This window comes from Rheinheimera sp. MM224 (assembly GCF_947090785.1).
Classification (GTDB): domain Bacteria; phylum Pseudomonadota; class Gammaproteobacteria; order Enterobacterales; family Alteromonadaceae; genus Pararheinheimera.
Window position 1 is genome coordinate 4,331,835 of the sequence record NZ_OX352320.1, and the last position, 21,168, is coordinate 4,353,002.

At 46.1% G+C, this 21,168-nt stretch carries 17 protein-coding genes and 1 tRNA gene; 11 read left to right on the forward strand and 7 right to left on the reverse strand.

Annotated features, from left to right (window positions below; all coding sequences use genetic code 11):
• Positions 1-215 precede the first annotated feature (215 nt).
• Positions 216-2,993: a DNA polymerase I gene (polA, locus tag OM978_RS20130; RefSeq protein ID WP_264344211.1), complete on the forward strand. Its 2,778-nt coding sequence runs from the start codon at positions 216-218 to the stop codon at positions 2,991-2,993.
• An 820-nt stretch (positions 2,994-3,813) separates the two neighbouring features.
• Here the strand turns inward: polA and yihA are convergent.
• Complete coding sequence (gene yihA / locus OM978_RS20135; RefSeq protein ID WP_233009083.1) at positions 3,814-4,428, reverse strand: ribosome biogenesis GTP-binding protein YihA/YsxC; 615 nt, start codon at positions 4,426-4,428, stop codon at positions 3,814-3,816.
• Positions 4,429-4,609: 181 nt separating this feature from the next.
• Between yihA and OM978_RS20140 the strand changes: the two genes are divergently transcribed.
• The 4 genes from OM978_RS20140 to OM978_RS20155 all read left to right on the forward strand — a co-directional run bounded on the left by OM978_RS20140 (position 4,610) and on the right by OM978_RS20155 (position 7,531).
• On the forward strand, positions 4,610-5,236 hold the full coding sequence (locus OM978_RS20140) for a c-type cytochrome (RefSeq protein ID WP_264344212.1): 627 nt from the start codon (positions 4,610-4,612) through the stop codon (positions 5,234-5,236).
• 690 nt (positions 5,237-5,926) lie between these two features.
• Positions 5,927-6,457 (forward strand): class I SAM-dependent methyltransferase, encoded by a 531-nt coding sequence (locus OM978_RS20145; RefSeq protein ID WP_264344213.1) that lies wholly within the window; start codon positions 5,927-5,929, stop codon positions 6,455-6,457.
• A gap of 53 nt (positions 6,458-6,510) precedes the next feature.
• A complete protein-coding gene (gene yihI / locus OM978_RS20150; protein ID WP_264344214.1) occupies positions 6,511-7,062 on the forward strand; it encodes a Der GTPase-activating protein YihI in 552 nt (183 codons plus the stop codon).
• A gap of 10 nt (positions 7,063-7,072) precedes the next feature.
• The gene (locus tag OM978_RS20155; protein ID WP_264344215.1) at positions 7,073-7,531 is read left to right on the forward strand and encodes a DUF2489 domain-containing protein; all 459 of its coding nucleotides are present in this window, start codon (positions 7,073-7,075) and stop codon (positions 7,529-7,531) included.
• Positions 7,532-7,578: 47 nt separating this feature from the next.
• Here the strand turns inward: OM978_RS20155 and OM978_RS20160 are convergent, their stop codons facing one another.
• The 3 genes from OM978_RS20160 to OM978_RS20170 all read right to left on the reverse strand — a co-directional run bounded on the left by OM978_RS20160 (position 7,579) and on the right by OM978_RS20170 (position 9,777).
• A complete protein-coding gene (locus tag OM978_RS20160; protein WP_264344216.1) occupies positions 7,579-8,859 on the reverse strand; it encodes a metal-dependent hydrolase family protein in 1,281 nt (426 codons plus the stop codon).
• A 127-nt stretch (positions 8,860-8,986) separates the two neighbouring features.
• Positions 8,987-9,529, reverse strand: coding sequence for a DUF1285 domain-containing protein (locus tag OM978_RS20165; protein WP_264344217.1), 543 nt, complete (start codon positions 9,527-9,529; stop codon positions 8,987-8,989).
• 172 nt (positions 9,530-9,701) lie between these two features.
• Positions 9,702-9,777 (reverse strand) — tRNA-His (locus OM978_RS20170).
• A gap of 168 nt (positions 9,778-9,945) precedes the next feature.
• On the opposite strand from OM978_RS20170, the gene OM978_RS20175 reads away from it, so the two are divergent.
• Together OM978_RS20175 and OM978_RS20180 are read left to right on the forward strand one after the other, a co-directional pair.
• Entirely contained in the window at positions 9,946-10,764 is an 819-nt protein-coding gene (locus OM978_RS20175) for a mechanosensitive ion channel domain-containing protein (RefSeq protein ID WP_264344218.1), read from the forward strand.
• Positions 10,765-10,767: 3 nt separating this feature from the next.
• Positions 10,768-11,538 carry a YdiY family protein gene (locus tag OM978_RS20180; RefSeq protein WP_264344219.1) on the forward strand — a complete coding sequence of 257 codons (771 nt, stop codon included), beginning with the start codon at positions 10,768-10,770 and terminating at the stop codon, positions 11,536-11,538.
• Between the two features lie 74 nt (positions 11,539-11,612).
• Here the strand turns inward: OM978_RS20180 and OM978_RS20185 are convergent, their stop codons facing one another.
• The 3 genes from OM978_RS20185 to OM978_RS20195 form a co-directional block, all read right to left on the reverse strand.
• Positions 11,613-14,972: an AAA family ATPase gene (locus tag OM978_RS20185; protein ID WP_264344220.1), complete on the reverse strand. Its 3,360-nt coding sequence runs from the start codon at positions 14,970-14,972 to the stop codon at positions 11,613-11,615.
• Positions 14,969-16,213: an exonuclease subunit SbcD gene (gene sbcD / locus OM978_RS20190; RefSeq protein ID WP_264344221.1), complete on the reverse strand. Its 1,245-nt coding sequence runs from the start codon at positions 16,211-16,213 to the stop codon at positions 14,969-14,971. The genes OM978_RS20185 and sbcD overlap by 4 nt, the downstream gene beginning before the upstream one ends.
• 63 nt (positions 16,214-16,276) lie before the next feature.
• A complete protein-coding gene (locus OM978_RS20195) occupies positions 16,277-17,278 on the reverse strand; it encodes a M20/M25/M40 family metallo-hydrolase (protein WP_264344222.1) in 1,002 nt (333 codons plus the stop codon).
• 155 nt (positions 17,279-17,433) lie between these two features.
• Here OM978_RS20195 and rhtA point away from each other — a divergent pair, with 155 nt between their 5' ends.
• The 4 genes from rhtA (at position 17,434) to OM978_RS20215 (ending at position 21,101) form a co-directional block, all read left to right on the forward strand.
• Entirely contained in the window at positions 17,434-18,315 is an 882-nt protein-coding gene (rhtA, locus tag OM978_RS20200; RefSeq protein WP_233009068.1) for a threonine/homoserine exporter RhtA, read from the forward strand.
• 84 nt (positions 18,316-18,399) lie between these two features.
• Positions 18,400-19,269 carry a hypothetical protein gene (locus OM978_RS20205; RefSeq protein ID WP_264344223.1) on the forward strand — a complete coding sequence of 290 codons (870 nt, stop codon included), beginning with the start codon at positions 18,400-18,402 and terminating at the stop codon, positions 19,267-19,269.
• A 15-nt stretch (positions 19,270-19,284) separates the two neighbouring features.
• Entirely contained in the window at positions 19,285-20,097 is an 813-nt protein-coding gene (locus OM978_RS20210) for a hypothetical protein (protein WP_264344224.1), read from the forward strand.
• 149 nt (positions 20,098-20,246) lie between these two features.
• The gene (locus OM978_RS20215; protein WP_264344225.1) at positions 20,247-21,101 is read left to right on the forward strand and encodes a hypothetical protein; all 855 of its coding nucleotides are present in this window, start codon (positions 20,247-20,249) and stop codon (positions 21,099-21,101) included.
• Positions 21,102-21,168: the final 67 nt, after the last annotated feature.

The following is a 21,168-nucleotide window of genomic DNA, read 5'->3' on the forward strand; positions in this document are numbered from 1 at the left end:
TTACCCTTCTTTTTCTTTTAAATACAGCAACTTAACCACTTAGCACCGGACTCTTCACCGAGATTTTCTGGCTGTTCCCTATTGTATATCCACAAAGTTATCCACAGCTTTTTCGTATAAAAAAGTATCACTGCCACAGAGCAACAACGTAGCTACAGCTGGCTGAAACAGCCCTGTTGTGGCATGCTTAAGCAAAACATTTAGGGATCCTTATCATGGTTGTTATACCGGACAATCCTCTTATTCTGGTCGACGGTTCTTCTTATTTATTTCGTGCTTATCATTCGCCACCACACCTGACCAATTCCAAAGGGGAAGCGACCGGCGCTATTTATGGTGTGGTCAACATGCTGAAAAGTTTGTTACGCCAATACAAGCCCAGCCAGATGGTTGTGGTATTTGACGCCAAAGGCCCTACTTTCCGTAATGAAATGTACAGCGAATATAAAGCGCATCGTCCGCCAATGCCGGATGATTTACGTAGCCAGATAGCACCTTTACACCAAATCATTGAGGCTATGGGTTTACCGCTGATCTGTATCAGTGGCGTTGAAGCAGACGATGTCATCGGTACTTTGGCAGTGCAGGCCAGCCAACAAGGCCGTCATGTGTTGATATCCACAGGTGACAAAGATATGGCACAGTTGGTTGATCAACATGTCACCTTAATTAACACCATGACGGATACCATTCTGGACCCTGCGGGAGTTGCAGAAAAGTTTGGTGTAGGGCCAGAGCTGATTGTCGACTATTTAGCCTTGATGGGCGATAAAGCCGACAACATACCGGGTTTGCCAGGTGTAGGTGAAAAAACTGCCATGGCTTTGCTGCAAGGTATTGGTTCGATAGAGAAGCTATACCAGCAGTTGGATCAGATAGCAGCGTTGAACTTCCGTGGCAGCAAAACCATAGCAGCCAAAATGGAAGAATTTAAAGATCAGCTGACTTTGTCTTATCAACTCGCCACCATCAAAACCGATGTCGAATTGTCGCTTAAGCCAGACAGTCTGGATATCAAAACACCGGATCAGACTAAACTGGCCGAGCTGTTTGCAGCTTGTGAATTCAGACGCTGGTTAAGTGAAGTTTTAGCAGGCAAAGATACTGCAACAGCAGTAGCGACAGAAGCGGCAAAAACTAATGAGGAGCACACAGCGGAAATCCCTGCCAGCGGCATTGATACCAGCAGCTACCCATGCATTTTAACCGAAGCTGATTTTCTGCAGCTGTTAAAACGATTGCCAGAAGTGGAACTGGTGGCTTTTGATACCGAAACCACCAGTCTGGATTATATGCAGGCCGATGTGGTGGGTATTTCTCTGGCTTTAGCAGCCGGTGACGCTTGTTATATCCCACTGGCACATGACTATGTCGGCGCACCTGAACAGCTGAATCGTGACTGGGTGTTAGCTCAGTTGAAGGACTGGCTGGAAGATGAAAGCAAAGCCAAAGTAGGACAGAACCTGAAGTACGATCAAAGTGTACTGGCGCGCCATGGTATAACGCTGCGCGGTATTCGCTTTGACACCATGCTCGAGTCTTACATTGTAAATAGCGTTGCCTCCCGCCACGATATGGACTCCTTGTCACTGAAGTACCTTGGCCATAAAACCATAGGCTTTGAAGACATCGCAGGCAAAGGTGCTAAACAAATCACCTTTAACCAAATTGCGCTAGAACAAGCTTCGCCTTATGCAGCAGAAGATGCTGATGTGACTTTGCGGTTACACCAAACCTTATGGCCGATGCTTGCGCAACATTCAGGCTTGCAGAAAGTATTCCGTGATATCGAAATGCCATTGGTGCCAATTTTGTCCAAAATGGAACGCACTGGGGTAAAAATTGATGGCAAGCTGCTGGCGCAACAAAGTCTGGATTTAGCTAAACGTATAGGCGAGATAGAGCAGGAAGCTTATCAGATGGCGGGTAAAGAATTTAACCTGTCATCTCCTAAGCAGTTGCAGGAAATCTTATTTGAACAGATGGGTTTACCTGTACTGAAAAAAACACCCACAGGCACACCGTCCACAGCGGAAGAAGTATTAGCCGAGTTAGCGCTTGATTATGAGTTTCCAAAACTTATTACGGAACACCGGGGTTTAAGTAAGCTTAAATCTACCTACACCGACAAACTGCCTTTATCGGTTAATCCGGTAACAGGCCGGGTGCATACGTCCTATCACCAGGCGGTTGCCGCCACAGGCCGCTTAAGCTCCACTGAGCCTAACCTGCAAAATATTCCGATCCGCAGTGAAGAAGGTCGCCGTATTCGTCAGGCTTTTATTGCTGAAGCGGGTAAAACCATACTGGCAATCGACTATTCACAAATTGAACTACGCATCATGGCGCACTTATCACGTGACCCTGCTCTGCTCAAAGCTTTTGCTCAAGGCAAAGATATCCATAGAGCTACAGCAGCTGAAGTCTTTGGTGTAGAGCTGGACCAGGTCAGTTCAGAACAACGTCGCCGCGCTAAAGCGGTGAACTTCGGCCTTATTTATGGCATGTCCGCTTTTGGTTTGGCGCGCCAGTTAGGCATCAGTCGAGGGGAAGCACAGCAGTACGTTGATCTGTACTTCGAACGTTTCCCGGGCGTATTGGATTATATGGAGCGCACACGCACTCAGGCGCACGAGCAAGGTTATGTTGAAACTCTGTTTGGTCGTCGTTTGTACCTACCTGAAATTAATGCCAAAAACATGGCCCGGAAAAAAGGTGCTGAACGTGCGGCCATCAATGCTCCTATGCAGGGCACTGCAGCCGACATTATTAAAATGGCCATGATTAAAGTATCAGCCTGGCAGGACAAACAGCCTGAGGGTGTAGTTGCAATGATTATGCAGGTACACGATGAACTGGTGTTTGAATTGAAAACTGAAGAGCTGGAACGGGTAAGCCGGGAACTGGTCGAAATCATGCAATCAGCGGCGTCACTGGACGTGCCATTGCTGGCAGAAGCTGGCTTTGGTCCAAACTGGGATCAGGCCCATTAAAAAAATGGAAAAAGGCTGAACTTAGTAAAAAACCTTCAGTCTTACTAAGTGTGTAAATGCCCATTCCTGGTAGTTTGATTTTTCGCCCCAACTTGTTTGGGGCTTTTTTATCGAGAGCTTTCACTTTCGTCCCTCATCGCTTCGCTCCGATGCGAAACATCGATGAATCGGATCCCCCGCGATTTCGACCAGATCTGTATAATTTATAGACGAAAAATGTAATTCAAACTGGTAATTAAGCTACATTTTTTCAGATTAATGAACGTTTTACTAAATATTTGTAGTTTAATTACAGCTCTTCACTTGCATTTTTAATCAACACTTGTAGAATCAATTTCGTAGGGTACAGAGGTAAGATGTTCTATCTTTCAGCACTAATCAGCTTAATCGCTTATTTAGTGGCCAGAAAGAAAGGCTTATTTAGCCGCCCCACTGCTTGCAGTGGGGCGTTTTTTTTGTCTGTCGATCAGAAAATCTGAAATAAAACTAGATTTTTTAGAGCAAATACTTCAAACATTCATAATTCTATGTATAATAGCTGTGTCTTGTTAATCCAAGACACCCTGTTGATTTGAAATTATTGAATAGCTTCTCCCCGTTTGCTATGACCGGCCTCCTCAAAAAGGGCCGGTTTTCTTTTTTCTGACCAAGCAAAAATGTTCAACATTACCCAATTCCAGCTGACTAGCTAGGGTGCTGCTTATTGTGCGCGCTGATTTTTATGAAAAAAATGATTGAGGCCTAAGAGAGCCAGAAATAGTACGAATAAAAAAAGCAGAGACCATGCTCTGCTTTTCTCAATTTTAGATTTGGTAAAAACTTATTCTTGTTCTGCGCTGTACCATTGGTCCAGTTTTTGTTCTAACTCAGACAAACCCAATTTAGTCAGCGAGCTAAATACCTGAACTGTGACATCACCCATAAAAGCCATAGAAGCTTCGGTCACTTCCAACAGCACTTTTTTACGTGGTCCAGGACTTAATTTATCGGCTTTGGTCAGCAGCAATAAGACCTGCAAATCACTTTGCACTGCCCAATGGATTAAATCCTGATCCAAATCTTTTAGCGGATGACGAATATCCATTAAAATCACTATGCCTTTTAAGCTTTCGCGTTTCATCAGATATTCACTCAGGGCTTTTTGCCATTTTTCTTTGACGGCTAAAGGCACTTTGGCAAATCCATAGCCAGGTAAATCGATCAGGCGCTGATTCTCAGCTAAAGCAAAAGTATTAATTAACTGAGTACGACCTGGTGTTTTACTGGTACGGGCTAAACCATTTTGCCGCGTCAGCGTATTTAATGCACTGGACTTGCCGGCGTTAGAACGACCAGCAAAGGCAACTTCGATACCTGTATCTGCGGGCAGAGCCTTAATATCAGGGGCACTGGTCAGAAAAGTTGCTTTCTGATAATTGATGATCGCTTTGTACACTGTCAGCTCCGGCTGTAAATTTGGCTATAGTGTAACGGATCCTGAAGATCCACAGAAGCTTTACTGTGATTTATGGGATTCTATCTGTGCAAGATTCGTGTAAAATAGACATAAAATATAGGGTTATTCAACTTGGTTGCCAGATTACTGGCGGTTCAACGCGGACAGAGACGGAAAAAAAATGAAAAAATTCGCACTTCCACTCACGCTCTTTTTAGGGTTAATCAGTTCAGTTTATGCAGCCGATGGGGATGCAGAAGCTGGTAAAGCTAAATCCGTGACTTGTGCTGCCTGCCATGGCATGGACGGGAATAGCCCAACAGATTTATATCCGAAAATTGCTGGTCAACATGCTGGTTATATTTTTAAGCAATTAAAAGAGTTTCAATTAGGTAGCAAAACCGGTGGTAAAGAAGGCCGTAACAATGCTGTGATGGCAGGTATGGTTGCTGCTTTATCCGAACAGGATATGAAAGACCTGGCTGCTTATTACTCCAGCCAAACCATGAAAGAAGGCAGCACGCCGGAAGATGTGGTAGCTAAAGGTGAAAAGTTATTCCGTGGCGGAGATCTGGAGCGTGGAATAGCCGCTTGTATCGCTTGTCACGGCCCACGTGGTGTAGGTCACAGCCTGGCTGGTTTTCCTAAAATTTCATTCCAGCACGCGGCTTATATTAAAACTCAGCTGGAGTCTTTCCGTAATGGTTCACGCGCCAACGACATGAATGGCATGATGCGTGACGTTGCGAAGAAGCTGACGGATGAAGATATCGAGATACTGTCTAAGTACGTTGGCGGTTTACACTAACAGCTGTTTTTTACTCTGCATAAAACCAGGCGTCATGCCTGGTTTTTTTATCTGCGCTTGATGCTCCCCGACAATCAACCTACTGACTTAGATCCTATTTGTGAGATATATCTCACAGCATTGTAAGACATGACTCACACCATTAAAAAGTCACGAAACAACAACCTAACCAATTGATTTATAATCACATTACAAAAAAGTTCAATTTTTTTGTATTTTTTTTATACCGTTGTATTGCCATTCTGAAAAATCGGAGTAGATTTAAGTCCGTTACATTTAGTAACGTTAAAAAACACGGAAAGCAGGCACGGAAAGCAGCAGTGCATCGGTACGTTTTTTCAGCATCAAGATGATGACAATGTGTATTTTACACAGCGCAAGGAAGGACCATTAAGTATCAGGACGATCGCGAATAATTATTCTCATAGGGAATTTGCGTAAAAATATAGGGAATTTGTGCAGACAGGGTGTTGAACTCCCGTCAGGACGACTTAAAGCAGATTATGTGTCGCACTAGACACCTTATATAGAGGGCGGTAACATCTTACACCGCCCTTTTTATTTATCCTCACCATGAATTCAATTTGTCCTTTGTGCCAGCATTCACAAATCCAGCCTTTTTGCAGCGATAAAAGACGTGCATATTTTCAATGCCAGCAGTGTTTTTTAGTCTTTGCTGATCGCACTAGCTTGTTGACAGCCGAGCAGGAAAAAGCGCAATACGATTTGCATCAGAACCAATTGGATGACCCTGGCTACCGTCAGTTTTTATCCCGTCTGGCTTTGCCTCTGCTGAGCATCCTCACGCCTGAACAAAATACCGGATTAGATTTTGGCTGTGGTCCTGGGCCTTTATTGGCTCAAATGCTCAGTGAAGCGGGGAAACAGATGCAGGTTTGGGACCCTTTTTATGCGCCAGGACCAGAAGCTCTGCAGCAAAAGTATCATTTTGTCAGTTGCACTGAAGCCATAGAACATTTTATCAACCCTGCGAAAGAATGGGGTTTATGGTTAGAGTTACTGTTGCCGGAAGCTGTATTGGCCTTGATGACCAAACGTTACACAGACCAAAGTAGCTTCAGCAATTGGCATTATAAAAATGACCCCACCCATATCAGTTTTTTCCATCAGCGTACTTTTGAATACCTGGCACAACGTGATCAATTGGAGCTTGAATTCCCTGCCGACGATGTAGTGTTATTTAAAAAGCGAAATACCTAGGTTTTCTGGCATAAACTGGTTAAAATACGCGCCCTTTTTCGTAGGTAACAAATATGACCCGGATTAAAAAAACTCGCACCTCAGGCCCACTTGGTACCAGGCACAGACCGGCTGAAGAAGCTCGTCAGGATCGCACACGCGCGCCTGAAACCAAAAAGAAAGGTGCAGGCTTAAAATCCGGTAGTCGCCATTCTCCTTCAGCTGAAGACAAACAAAAGCAATCAGGCAAAGGCTCGAAAGACCCACGCCATGGCAGTAAAAAGCCTATTGCTTTAGTAGTGACAGAAGCAGAACAAAAGCTGATGGCTCAGCCAAAGCAGTTCAAGCCAGTGGTACAACTGAGCAAAGCCAAAGAGCCTGAAATGCCGCCAGAACAGGAATTAGCGCTGCTCGAAAACGATGAGAAGTTGCTGGAATTGCTGGATCTCGTCGATAAAGGCGAAATCCTGACAGGTAAAGACGCGAAGTACTTTAATGCCAAAACTGCACGTCATGCGGAGCTTGTTGCCCTGTTAGGTTTAGACCAGGATGACGAAGAGGAAGATCAGGATCCGTTAGCCAAATTAGAGCGTACTGATTGGCGTAAAGAGTTTTTAGGCGAATAGGGGATAAAGTTTGACCTTCAACTGGATACTGGCCACCTTAGCTGCTGTTTTGATTATCGCTGGCCTGAGTTTTTACCTCGGCCGATTGTTGTGGTTAATTCAACAACAAAAGTTAAAGCAGCAACAGGTCGTTGACGCCAAAAACGCCGACCTGACGCAAAGCATAGTATTAATTGCCAAAGCCATGCGTGAAGAGCAATGTGAGTTGTCTGAGGGTGCATTAAGGATTTGGGTATTGCTGGACCATCTGCAGATCCCCAATAAACCTAATGCAGTACAGACCTACCCTGGCTTGTTTAAAATGTATGACGTAGTCAAAGATATGCCGACTCATCAGGCACGTAAAGAGCGTGATAAGAAAGAGATCCGCCATCTGGATCACTTGCGCGAACAAGCAGAAATTGATTTAAAAACCGAAATCATTGCCGACGTACATAAGCTACTGGAGTTTTTCCAGAACCCAAAATAGAAATAGAAAAGGCAGCTTGCGCTGCCTTTCTTATTTTGGGGCTATTGTTATTGTTTGTACACAACCCCGGCTTTCATCACAAAACTGACTTTCCCCATCAGTTGAATATCCTGCAGCGGATCACCTGGTACTGCTACTAAATCGGCAATCTTGCCTGTTGTCACAGAACCCAACTCCTGGTCCACTTTTAACAAGCGAGCGGAAGTAATAGTGGCAGACTGGATAGCTTCCAATGCCGGCATACCAGCTTCGGTCATAAAAACAAATTCACGCCAGTTATCGCCATGGGCTCCTACACCAGAGTCTGTGCCAAAGGCTATTTTGACGCCCTCTTTGTAAGCGTTGGCAAAAGTTTGCTGAATTTTAGGGCCTATAGCCAAGGCCTTAGGACGAACCAGCTCTGGGAAAAAACCCGGCATAGCTGCTTTTTCTGCAGCCCACTTGCCCGCGCTGATAGTTGGCACATAATAAGTACCATGTTTTTTCATTAGCTTCATTGTGGCTTTATCCATTAAAGTGCCGTGTTCTATCGAATCCACGCCCGCTTCAATAGCTCTGTCCATGCCCTCTTTACCATGAGCATGTACAGCCACTGTCATGCCATAATCTTTGGCTGTATCTACAATAGCTTTTAGCTCTTCGCTGTTAAATTGCGGATTTGAGCCACTTTTAGCCACACTCAGTACGCCACCAGTGGCGGTGATTTTAATCAGGTCCGCACCTTCTTTATAACGTTGCCGCACGGCTTTACGTGCTTCTTCGGGGCCATTGATTACACCATCTTTTGGTCCAGGGTCAGCCATTAACGCATAAGCAACGCCGTTAGTTGGGTCGGCATGACCGCCTGTAGTGGCAATAGATTTACCAGCCGTATAAATACGAGGGCCTTTGACATAACCAGCTGTTATGGCTTTACGCAACGCTGTGCTGGTGTGATGGATATCCCCCAGTTCCCGCACTGTGGTAAAACCTGCCATCAGGGTTTTCTCTGCAAAAGTAGCTCCACGTAAAGCCACATCGGCTTCATTCAGGAAAAAGTCTTCAGTGTAAGTACCTGGGCTCATCTGAGTGGAGAAATGGGTATGCATATCCATCAGGCCTGGCATCAGCGTATGATTTTTTAAATCTATAACCTGATCACCATTAGCCGGAGTTTTATAACCAGACTCCACGGCGATAATTTTGTCTTGTTCAACAACCACTGTGTATTCACTTAATACTTTGTCGCTATCAGCAGTAATCAATTTTCCGGCATGAATTAAGGTCGCGCTCTGGGCTGTTCCGGCTAGCAGTACAGCGCTGGTGATAAGGCTTAGTTGCAGTTTCATTCTATCTCCTGTTGGATGAACACAGCTTTTTCCAGCTGATTGGTATCGACTATGAAACAGGAACCGCAAAGCGGCAAGGGCAGAAAAAAATGAATGCGATACAGAGCCTTAGATCCGGGACCAATGGTTAGTCCAGCGTACCAAGCTCAAAATGTACTCCGGCGGAAGAAATTTGCAGCCTGTTTTTGCCATCCACTTGAACAGGAAAAGCTAAATCAACCAGCTGATAATAAACCGCTCTGCTGAATTTAGCTGTTAAGCCACGCCATAGCTGCAGATAAGGTAACAACTGACCATCAGGTTGAGCCTGTAAAAACAGCGGATATTCAGTATCAATTAATACCTGTTCACTTAAATTAGTGGTCGCAATAAGAACAGGTCCAGCATCACTTCGTTGTTGTTCTATAGCCACAATGACAAAAGCGGCATCTTCAACCTGAATGCGGACTTTTTCAACTGGAGTCAGTAGAAAATACTCCTGTTGCTGTCGGGTCAGTACTGAAGCAAAAAGTTGAACCAACTGTGGTCGCTGGATTTTTGAATCCAGATAATACCAATCACCATGTCGATCGATACGAATGGGGATATCACCGCAAAAGGCTGGATCCCAAAGTTCAACGGGGGCTAAATGAGGCTGCTGTAAAGACAGCTGCAGTTGTTTTAAATCCATGATGGCGCAACTAATAAGCGGGAGACTTGCAGAGCATAACAACAGAATGCTGTGAGGGGAAATTGAGTGACTAACGAAGCTCGAAGCCAAAGTTGGGTTTAGGTTTAAGTTTAAGGGGAAATTGGGGTGACTAACGAAGCTCGAAGCCAGAGTGGGTTTTTTATAGAGGAATTGGGGTGACTGATGGGGCTCGAACCCACGACAACCGGAATCACAATCCGGGACTCTACCAACTGAGCTACAGTCACCACAAGCGGCGCGGATTCTAGCGAAATTCTGCGCTGAAGCAAAGTTATTTTTTACAAAACTAAGCCAGAAGCCGCATTTGGCTTGGGTCAGGGCACTGGTTATGCTAGGGTATGGCCGTCAGATTAGCTGACATTCATCAGACCAGTGGCTCGAAAATGGAGATAGATATGCAACAATTCCTGGATTTTTTGGAAAAAAATCAGCAATTGATTTTAAGTTATAGCGTCAAAGTACTGGTCGCTTTAGTTATTTTATACCTGGGTCGCTGGTTATCGAAAAGCCTGACCCGTATGCTGGAAAAAGCCTTAATCCACCGTAAGGTCGACAGGGCCGTGGTGTCTTTTTTAAGTGGCATCATTCAGGCCGCTATTATGGTGGCGACTATTCTGATTGCCTTGTCACAAGTGGGTATTCAGACCGCGTCTTTTATCGCTATTTTAGGTGCAGCAGGTTTAGCTATAGCCTTAGCCTTGCAAGGTTCTTTATCCAATTTTGCATCCGGCGTGCTGATTATTTTATTCCGTCCTTTCCGTGCAGGTGACTTTGTAGACGCAGCAGGGGTTTCTGGTGTTGTAGAAAAAATTGAAATCTTCCAGACGGTGATGAAAAGCCCTGATAACAAACGCATTATTGTGCCGAACTCGCAAATTACCGGCTCTGCCATCATTAATTATTCTGCCGAAAAAACCCGCAGAGTGGATTTAACAGTAGGGATCAGTTACGAATCTGATCTGAAAAAAGCCAAACAATTGTTGGAACAAATACTCAAAGCTGACAGTCGTATCCTGGCAGAACCCACCCCTGTCATAGCTGTTGGCGCTTTAGCCGACAGTTCAGTCAATATTTTAATACGTCCATGGGTAAATGCGGCCGACTACTGGCCTGTGTACTGGGACACTCTGGAAAAAATCAAACTGACCTTTGATGAGAACCAGATTGTGATCCCCTTTCCACAAATGGACCTGCACTTCAAAAAGGAAAAGTAAGGTATGAAAAAAACTCTCTGCTCCCTGTCAGCTCTGGGCAGTCTGTTGGTTTTAAGCGGCCTTTTGACAGTACAGGCCGAAGAAAGTACGTCTAATGAGACCAAACCGGGCTGGAGCACATCCGCTGAATTAGGCGCTATTACCACCTCAGGCAACACTAAAGGTACGTCTATTACCGGTAAAATAGACTCAAAACAAGAGCTGGAACAGTGGTCAAACGACTACACATTCAGTGCTTTTTTTAAGCGCGACGAAACCGAAGCAGACGATGGCCAAACCATAGTAGAAACCTCAGCCGAAAAATATGCCGCCTCGGCCAAAGGCGGTTATAAATTGAATAAAGACACAGCCCGGTTGTTTGTCTTTGGCTCTCATGTCGATGACCGTTTTGGTGCTTACACCGAATACACCACTATCGCTGTAGGTTACGGCGATGAGCTGTTTAAAACCGATACCATGTCGCTGGAAGGTGAAATAGGTCCGGGTTATTACAGAGGCAAAACGGATTTAGAAGAAACCGAAAATGGCATGATCATACGTAGTGCTGCGACTTATCGCTGGCAGATCAGTGAGTCAGCCCGCTTTAAACAAACCGTCAGTCTGGAATACGGTGAAGACAATAAACGTTCTATCGCCGAATCGTCTTTAACCGCCAAGATTAATGGCCGGATGCAAATGAAAGCTGCATTCTTAGTGCAGAACGACTCGAAAGTACCGGTAGGTAAAAAGAAAACCGATACACAAACGTCCTTAACTTTTGTCTATTCGTTTTAATAATCTTTTTTCATGTCAAGTCGGGGCAGGGGTTACTCTGCTCTTTACTTTGGCTTCAGGTCCGAAGGGTATAGCTAGTAACTTAAACTGCTATAACCCAACCCCTGCTGCTTTTGCAGTTTAATTTGCACTGGAATACGTTCTTTTAACGCTTCCACATGGCTGATAATGCCGATCATCTTGCCGCTGGCATTCAGTTGATCCAAGGCAGCCAATGCTGTTTCCAAAGTGTCCGGGTCTAAGGTGCCAAAGCCTTCATCCAGAAATAAGGATTCAATGCGGGTTTTGTGGCTGACTAAATCCGACAGGGCTAAAGCCAAAGCCAGACTGACTAAAAAACTCTCCCCGCCTGACAAAGTTTTTGTATCCCTTGTGGTATCAGCCTGCCAGCTGTCCAGTACCTGTAGTTCCAGTTCAGCATCGGCTTTACGTGCCAACTCATAACGGCTGTGCAGTTTATCCAACTGCTGATTGGCCAGTCCCACCAGCTGTAATAAAGTTAAGCCCTGCGCAAAACGACGGAATTTAGCACCATCGGCTGAGCCTATTAAGCTGTTGAATTTATGCCATTGCTGCACTAGCTGTTGCTGTTGCTCAATCTGACTGTATAACTCTTGCTGTTGCTGTTGATGTTGCTGATCGCTTTGCAATTGCTGCCGGCATTGACCGGCCTGCTCCAGCGCACCAAATAACTGCTGCTCAAGCTCCGTGCTTTGCAACTGTAATTGCTCCAGACTTTGCTCTGTCAGTTGCTGTTTTTCCAAGGCCTCAATCTGCTGTTGGGCTTGCTCCAACTGGCTTTGACAACGAATTTTTTCGCTCGCAAGCTTGTCTTTTAACTCTGTCAATTGCTGCACTTGTTGTTCGGTCAGTAACATAGCTAAAAAGCTGGTTTCGCTACCAAACTGCTGCTGTTCCAGCTGTTTTTGCCACTCTTGCTGCACTGCGGTTAATTTCAATTGCAACTGCTGTAACTGCGCATCGCTTTGTTGCTGCTGTCCGGTTTTTTGCTGCAGTTCATTGCTTAAGACCGTGAGCTGTTGCAACACATGCTCTAGTTCTTGCTCTGGCGCCGCACTCTGACTGGCCGATAGGTGCGCTAAACCTGCCTGTTGTAGCTTATCTAACCAGCTTTGGTACTGCACATCGGCCTGGTGCTGCTGCATCAGCGCTTTATCCAACTGCTGGCTCTGTCGTTGCAACTCCTGTTGCCACTGCTGCCATTGCTGTGCCTGCTGCGCCCAAAGCTGCCAAGCCTGCTGCTGCTCTGCCGCTGTGGGTAAAACAAAACCAAAAGGCTGAAGCTCTTGTTGCCACTGCTGTTCCAATTGCTGCAAGTGCAACTGATTTTGTTGCAGAGCGTCGCCTAGCTGCTGCTGTTGCTGTTGTTGCACAGACAGTTGCTGTTGCAGCAGTTGCTGCTGATGGGCCAGTTCATGCTGCTGTTGTTGCCAGAGCTGGCGCTGTAGCAGTTGCTGCTCCAGGTGTAGTTGTTGCTCCAGCTCCAATTGAGTCTGCTGCTGAAATTGCTGCAATAAAGCTTTTTTTAAGCTGGCCTGTTGCAGTTGTTGCTGCTCCGCTGTTGGCAGATTTTGCAGTAACTCAGTCCATTGTTCGTTTTGCTGCTTTATGTCTGCAGCCAACTGCTCTAACTGATAGTGCTGCGCCTTTTGCTGCTCTTCCAGTTGTAGTTGTTTCTCACGCAAGGCTTTGCCCTGCTCTTCAACCTTCTTCAGTTCTGCCGTTAAAGCCGCTAATTCTGTTTCAGTCTGGCTTAAATCCAATGCCTGATAACTAGTGATAGCAGGATGTGTGGTGCTGCCACAAAGCGGACATTCGTCGCCTGGTTGCAGTTTAGCTCTGTGGCTGCTGAGCTCTGCAATCAGCCGCTCCTGCAACACCAGCTTTTGTTTATCCGACACTCTGTCGCTATACAACCTAAACTGCTCACGCAGACCAGCCACCTGATACTGCAGCTGCTGGCTGTCATTTTGTTTTTGTTGCAGTTCCAGCTGTTCTTTTTGCTGTTGCTGCTGTTTTTGTTGTAAACCCGCGGCAACCCTCAGTAATAACGGGTACGTCTGCAACTGAGTTTTGTAATGCAGTACTTGCTGTTGCAATTGTGGCAGTTCAATGGAGAAAGCTGGAGTGGTCTGTTGCAATTGAAGATCCAGTCGCTGTAATTCAGCGCTTACCTGCTGCAACTGCTGCTGTAAAGCTGGAGTCTGATTATTCGCAACTTGCGCCTGCAGATTTTTTTGCTGCTCTAAGCCCTGCTGACGTTGCTGCAATAAAGGTTTCCAACCTGCGACTGCTGCCGCGAGGTTTGCACCATGAGGTTGTTGTGCCAGTTGGGCTGTTAAGGTCTGACCCTGTTGTTGCAGCTGCTGAACTTGTTGCTGCACCTGCTGTTGTATTTGCAGAGCTAAGCCTTGACCTTGCTGCAATTGCAGCTGCTGCTGATTTTTTAAATCATGCAACTGGCGGGACTGCAGTTGTTGCTGTTCTTGTGTTTCTGTCACAGCCGAGCGTTGCTGCTGCAGCTCTTTGTACAAAGGTAACACCACTGCGGCTTTTTGATAACTTTGCAATTTGACCAACGCACTTTGTTGCATGGCCTGTTCTTGCTCAAATTGCTGCTGCTTCAGCTTTGCTTGTTGCAGTTGCACCGCTGCCTGCTGTTGCTGCTGACGCCAGGCTAATAAAGGCGCTTGTTGCTGCTGTTTTATTTTCAGTTGCTGCTGTTGTTGTTCTAACTCCGCTAGTTGCTGTTGCAACAACTGTCGTTGCTCTAAGTCCAGCAACACCACACCTGAGGCTTTGGCCTGCAATAATTCCAATGCCGTTTTATGCTGGCGGTTTTGTTCAAATACCTGCATCGAAATCTGACCGTAAATCTCAGTGCCGGTCAGCTCTTCCAATAGTTCAGCCCGTTCATTGGCCGGAGCATTTAAAAAGGCGGCAAAACCACCCTGAGCCAACAGCATCGACTTGGTAAAGCGGCCAAAATCCAGGCCGGTAATTTGTTCGGTCAGTTTCAGCTTTTCATTGCTTTTATCTGTCAGTATTTCGCCATCGGCTTTGGCCAGTTCTACTTTGGCGGCCTGCAAGTTGCCATCCGCTGCACCACGGGAACGACGCTGACTCCAGAAGGCGCGGTAACGTTGGTCGCGCACCTGAAACTCTACTTCAGCCAGACATTCGCTGGTATGACGGGTCATCAGCTCGTTGCTGCTTTGCGACAAGAGTTTTAAGCGCGGCGTCTGGTGATACAAAGCCAGACAAATAGCATCGAGAATAGTGCTTTTACCTGCGCCAGTCGGGCCTGTTATAGCAAACAGATTACTTTGATCAAAAGGTGGCTGAGTGAAATCAATTTTCCACTCGCCTTTCAGTGAATTTAAGTTTTGCAGCCGTACCGATAAAATCTTCATGGCAACACCTGCCGCTCTGGCTGCTGATCCGTTTGCTCTAACTGTGCCACTACCTGTTGCAGCATCAGCTGAAACTCTGCTTTTTCGCTGTCTGTTAACTCTTCTGCCGCCAGTCTGCGCTCCAGTACCAGATCCGGTGTCATTTCATGCAAAGACTCTTGTTGTTCCGCTGTTAAGGAACCCACTGCAACTTGTCTGGCACGACGTAGTTTCAACAGATCCACAGGGAGGCCATCCAATTGCTGTTGCACCTGGCTTTGTAAATCACTCAGATAGCCATCACTGCCGGTCAACACCAGCTCCAGCCAGAGTTTTTGTTCTGGTTTAAGCTCTGCCAGAGGTTGCTGCAATAAGGAATGAAGTTCAGGTAAGGTGCATTTCAGGCTGAGCAGCGGCTGAAAACAAGGGATAGGCAACAACTCAATCGCACCTTCAGCAGTGGTGAAATCCAGCAACACCATGGATTTTTGCTGTTTTGCTTCATCAAAACTTAATGGGATAGGTGAGCCGCTGTAACGAATATGTTTTTTGCCAGCCACCAATTGCGGTTGATGAATATGGCCCAGGGCTATGTAATCAAATTCTGGAAAAGCGCTGGCAGGAAAAGCCTCCAACGAACCAATATAAATCTCCCGCACCGACTCACTGCTACTGGCACCTACTGTGGTTAAATGCCCTGTAGCTAACAAAGGCAGTTCCTGTCCAAGTTGTGCTTTGAGCGCTTGAGCTTTGGCAAAACACTGCTGATAACAGTCTGCTATGGCTTGTTGTAACTGCTGTTGTTTATCACTGGCCTGCTGGCCACTCTGGCTTTGTAATACATCGCGGGAACGTAAAAAAGGTAGGGCAGCCAAAATGGCGCCGGGCTCACCTTGCTTATTCTTCAGCACGATAAGATGAGATTCTGCAGCGCCCAACCAGCCTGGTACCACTTGGGTATGTAAACAGGCCAGTAACTCTTTGCCTTCCTGCAGCACAGCCACCGAATCGTGATTGCCACCCAGCATCACCAACTGACAGCCTGTCGATTGCAAATCAACAATCAATTGATGATACAGCTCGCGGGCATAACTGGCAGGAGTGGCGGTATCAAAAATATCTCCGGCCACTATCAAGACATCGACCTGATGCAATTCAATTTGTTGCTTCAGCCAGCCAAACAAAGCCCTGTGCTCGTCTGCTCTGCTTTTGCCAATAAAATGCTGGCCTAAATGCCAGTCGGAGCTATGAAGAATACGCATAAAAACTTAGAGACGCCGCGGTATGCCGGAATAAACTCAGCATACCACAGGCACTTATATTACTCAGCCAGCATCAAATAACAGCACTGCATCCAACACTGTTTCGCTGACTTCGCGGTAAAACTCCTGATCGATGTTTTCCACTGTATCCGTTGGCTGGTGGTAATCGGCGTGATCCGGCACACCAAAATAGACAAAAGGCACAGCTCTTTTGTGGAACTCTCTGTGATCTGAACTGAAGGTCCAGTCCTGATGCGTACCAACCCGCCATGCGGGTCTGTCATAACCTAATAATAAGCGCACTGAACTTTGTTGCTGCAGTTGCTGCAATGGCTTTTCCAGCTGTGGGTAATGATAAGAACCCACAGCAATTAACTGCTTATTGGTGTCGTGACTCAGCATATCCATATTGATGTTCAGCTTGATTTGCTCTGGTTTTAGCAGCTCTTGCTCAAACAACATACGGGCGCCCCACATGCCGGTTTCTTCGTTGTCCAAAGCGGCAAACAGCAGAGTATGGCGAGGTGGATGTTGTTTAAAATAACGCGCCATTGCCAGTAAAGCCGCGACACCTGAGGCATTATCGTCAGCACCAAAATAAATTTTGCCTTGATGTAAACCCAAATGATCGTAATGGGCTGTCAGCACCAGCAAGGGTAAGCTGGGATCAGAGCCTTCAATCCGGCCCAGCACATTAGCAGCGCCCTTCATCAGTTGGGCTTTGCCTGTAGTCGGTTGATACGACTGCAAATAGCCTTCTGTGCCAGCAGCAACCAAACCTATTTGAGTGAACTCTGCCTCCAGCCATTGCTGAGTTTTTGCTCCGCCAGCTTGCCCTGTGCCACGACCCGACAACTCGTTGGATGCTAAATAACTTAAATCAGCCATTTGTTGTACAAAGTCCAGCCGCTGCGGCATCTGAGCCACCACAGGTTGAGGCTGAGCCAACAGGCGTTTTTGCTCCATGTGGTTTAGTTGCTCTAACAGATAAGGATGGAAAGCATAACCAAGGCCTGCAACCACAAATAACAGCCAAAGCCAGAGCGGAATACGAAATAACTTCATAACAATCCTGAACGTCAAAAAATCAATGCAGCAGACTAGCGCAAACTGAATCAGCTCACCAGTCAAAGGCTTTGAAAGATCTGATATTTACTGTCGCTCCAGACTGAGCTTGAGTGGTAAAATGGCTTTCTTTTTACCTTAATTACGAGAATCTTATGCCACAAAGCCGTAATGCTTCGTTTTGGTGGGCCATTGCCAGTGTATTGGTTGCTATGGTGGTGATCCAATCCGGTGCATCTTTAGCTAAAACCTTGTTTCCTGTGATTGGGCCAGAAGGCACTACTGCATTGCGGGTTGGTTTTGCGGCTTTGATCTTGTCTTTAGTCTTTCAGCCATGGAAAAACTGGCCAGCTAAACAAGATCAAAAAGCGCTTTGGCTTTATGGCGTCAGTCTGGGTGGCATGAACCTAATGTTTTATCTGGCGATTGAACGAATCCCTTTGGGTATAGCAGTGGCGCTGGAATTCACGGGGCCTTTAGCTGTGGCGCTGTTATCGTCCAAACGTAAACTGGATTTACTTTGGGTCGCTTTGGCTATGGCGGGTATAGCCCTGTTGTTGCCATGGCAAACCGAAGCCAGCGCTTTAGATCCCTTGGGTGTGGCTTTAGCTTTAGGGGCTGGCGCTTGTTGGGCTGGTTATATTATCTTTGGCCAAAAGACCGGCGGCGCCTTGCATGGCGGAACAGCTGTGGCTTTAGGTATGGCGGTGGCTGCTTTGTTTTTGTTTCCTATAGGTTTAGTTTCCGCCGGTACCACGCTTTTTAGCTGGAGCGTATTGCCTTTTGCTTTTGCAGTCGCGTTGTTATCCAGTGCTATTCCGTACAGCCTGGAGATGGTGGCGTTAAAACGTTTGCCGGCTCAGAGTTTCAGCATATTAATGAGCTTAGAACCCGCTATCGCTGCTTTGGCTGGCTTAATTATTCTGGCCGAACAATTAAGTCTTTTACAGTGGCTGGCTATTTTTTCAGTGATAGCAGCATCCCTGGGCAGCAGCCTGACTGCAGGGAAAAAACCTGTAACAGAACTGGTTTCATAAAAAATAGCTTCATAAAATAGCATTGTGATTCCAACAGATCCTGTTCTATGCTGAATTTCAGATGTAGTGCAGGATATGATGTAGATGCAAAAATCGCTGTTTATTCTTTTGTTTGGATTAATGCTGGCTTTTCCTTGTGCGGCAGTGCAAAAATTTATTTGGCTAACGGACAGCAGCATCCATCAAAACCCCAAACAATACCGTCAGGCTCTGGATGTGAATGGCTTAACGTTAAAGCTATTGATGCAAGGAGTTACTGCTTTTCAGGCAGACCCAGTCCAGACTACAACAGATAGGGCTATGGCGATGCTAAAAACAGAAGCATCAGCCTGCGCTGGCAATAGAATAAAAAACACTGAACGTTTAACCTTCAGCTACGCTACAGCTATTCCTCACACTGTATTTCCGGGATTAAGGCTGTACAGTAAAACATCTTCTAAAACAACGCAGTATTTGCAACAACAACTGAATGGTCAGCAAAAAATCAGTCTACAAAAGTTGCTTAAAGGTGACAATGAACTGCATTTTGCTGTGGGTGGTGGCCGCTCTTATGGTGACCAACTGGATACCTTGTTTAAACAACCCCAATGGCAACATAAGTTTTGGCAACGCCGCTCTATCGATATGTCTGCAGGCCTGATTGATATGCTGGTACAAGACAGAGTCGACTTACTGATCGAATACCCTAACGTCATGCAACACTATCTGGCGCAATACAGTCAGAGCACTGAGCTGACAAGTTTTAGCATAGAAGAGGCTGAACCTTATATGCTGGGCTACATCCTTTGCGCTAAAACACAGGAAGGCCAGCAGCTTACACAATTTTTTCAGCAGCGCCTGAAGCAGGTCTCGCAACAAAGAAGTTATCTGGATGCGCATTTAGGTTGGGTTGATACTGCGGACAGAGTTCAACTAACCCAACTCTATAATCAGGTATTTGGCACCTCGTTCTGACCTTTGTGGAGTGGTATGCGTTTACTGGCCTTTTTGTTACTGATCTCTGGCTTTGCATCGGCCAATGGCGCTATACAGCTTCATGGCATTGAAGAATTCCCTAAAGCAGAGCAACAAAAGCTCAAGCTCTGGTTGGAGCAAAGCTTTAATGCTGCTAATCAGGTGCTGGGCCCTTATCCATTGCTAACTCAAGTCTATTTATCGCAACGCACAGCATCAGAACCTGTGCCCTGGGCTTACACCCAACGTATGGACAAGCAGCAGGTATTTTTTCAGGTCGACAGCAGTTTTGATTTGACTGAATTTCAGCACGACTGGACCGCCGCCCACGAATTTAGTCATCTGGCGTTGCCCTTATTGGACAGAGAAGACTTATGGTTTGCCGAAGGTTTTGCCAGTTATATGCAATATCAGGTGTTGCAACAACAGCAACAATTAACGGGAAGTCCGGTGTCATGGTATCAGCAAAAATTACAGCAGGTCGCACCTTTACTGCAGGCTTCAGAGCTAGCGTTGGTGGCACAGTTAAAACTCTGGCTACAACAAAGACGTTATAAAGCAGCCTATTGGGGCAGCACATTGTTTTTTATTGAGGCCAACCAGAGGCTGCAACAACAAAACACCAGCCTGCCCGAGCTGATACAGCGTTACCAGCGGCAGAATCGCCTACAAGATGAAAACCTGCAGCAATTAATAAGCTCGTTGGATGCACTTCTGAATAGCCCGGTATTCGGCCCTTTACTGCAGAAATACCAGCAACAACCTGCTAAGCAGTTATGGCGCCAACATCCGGCTTATTTTGATCAGATCAAAAGCACTGCAAGCTAAAAACCAGTGCGTTTGACATAGCTCAGCTTTTTTTCATTTTTTCGCTCTTTATTGTGTTTTTCCCCCTTTCAGGCATTGTGAAAGCCCGTGATCCTCAGTTAATTTAGAGACTTGAGTTTTACATTACTATTTATGCAGGTTTTATCGATATGCAGCCAGTTGAGGAACATAGACCAGAATTAACTTTGGCAGCAGATTTAACAGAACAACAAAAATTGCAAACACGCCAGCAGTGTTTTTATGGCTGTGTGTTCTGCGGCAGTCCGGTATTTCGCTACTATGTTCAACCCGCAACTCAGCCTGATGATCAGCCCGATAGCCTATCTGCTGTGCTGATTTGCCCCTTGCATGCCAAACAATTGCGCAGCGCTTTACTCAGCCGCAACACCTTAGTGGAACGTATCAGTCAGCCTTTTAACCAACAACGTATCAATAAACCTGGTTTTAGCTTTGATCCGAACCGCAGAGTACAAGTGTCTGTTGGCATGAATACTGTGTATGCCGATTTTGCCCCAGGCGATAGTGAGCAGCACTGTATATGGGTCAATGGGCAGGAATTTTTTACGCTGCACTCTGAATCTGGCTGGTTATGTTTTTCCTTTATGATGTCCGATGCAACAGGGCAAACGCTTATCAAAGTAGAGAAAGGCGAGCTGCAACAAAGCCCTGAACAGTGGGAATACAGCTATGAAGTTAATACCCTGAAAATCAGAGACCAGCAACGCCGCTTGCAGTTTACCGCTCAGCTCTGTAATGACAGAGTCTTGCTGACCAAAGGGCATTTTGTTGATCAGTTTGGTGACGGTTTTGTCGTCGAAGGCAACAGGGTCATTGCGATGCTGGATGGCCAGAAAGGTGGCCAGTATATGCATCGTATTGAACCCGGCCGTTACAAAGGCGGTTGGGCTTTGTTTAATAAAATTCGCCATCCCGATTTAGTCATGCCAGGAAATTTTGCTTTTGTTTGTGCGGCAAAACGTAAGTATCAAGGTTCAGAACGCTGAGGTGCTTTGGCGTACATGTTGTCTGATGTAAATATACCGACACAAAAACGCCCGGAAACAGCGATGC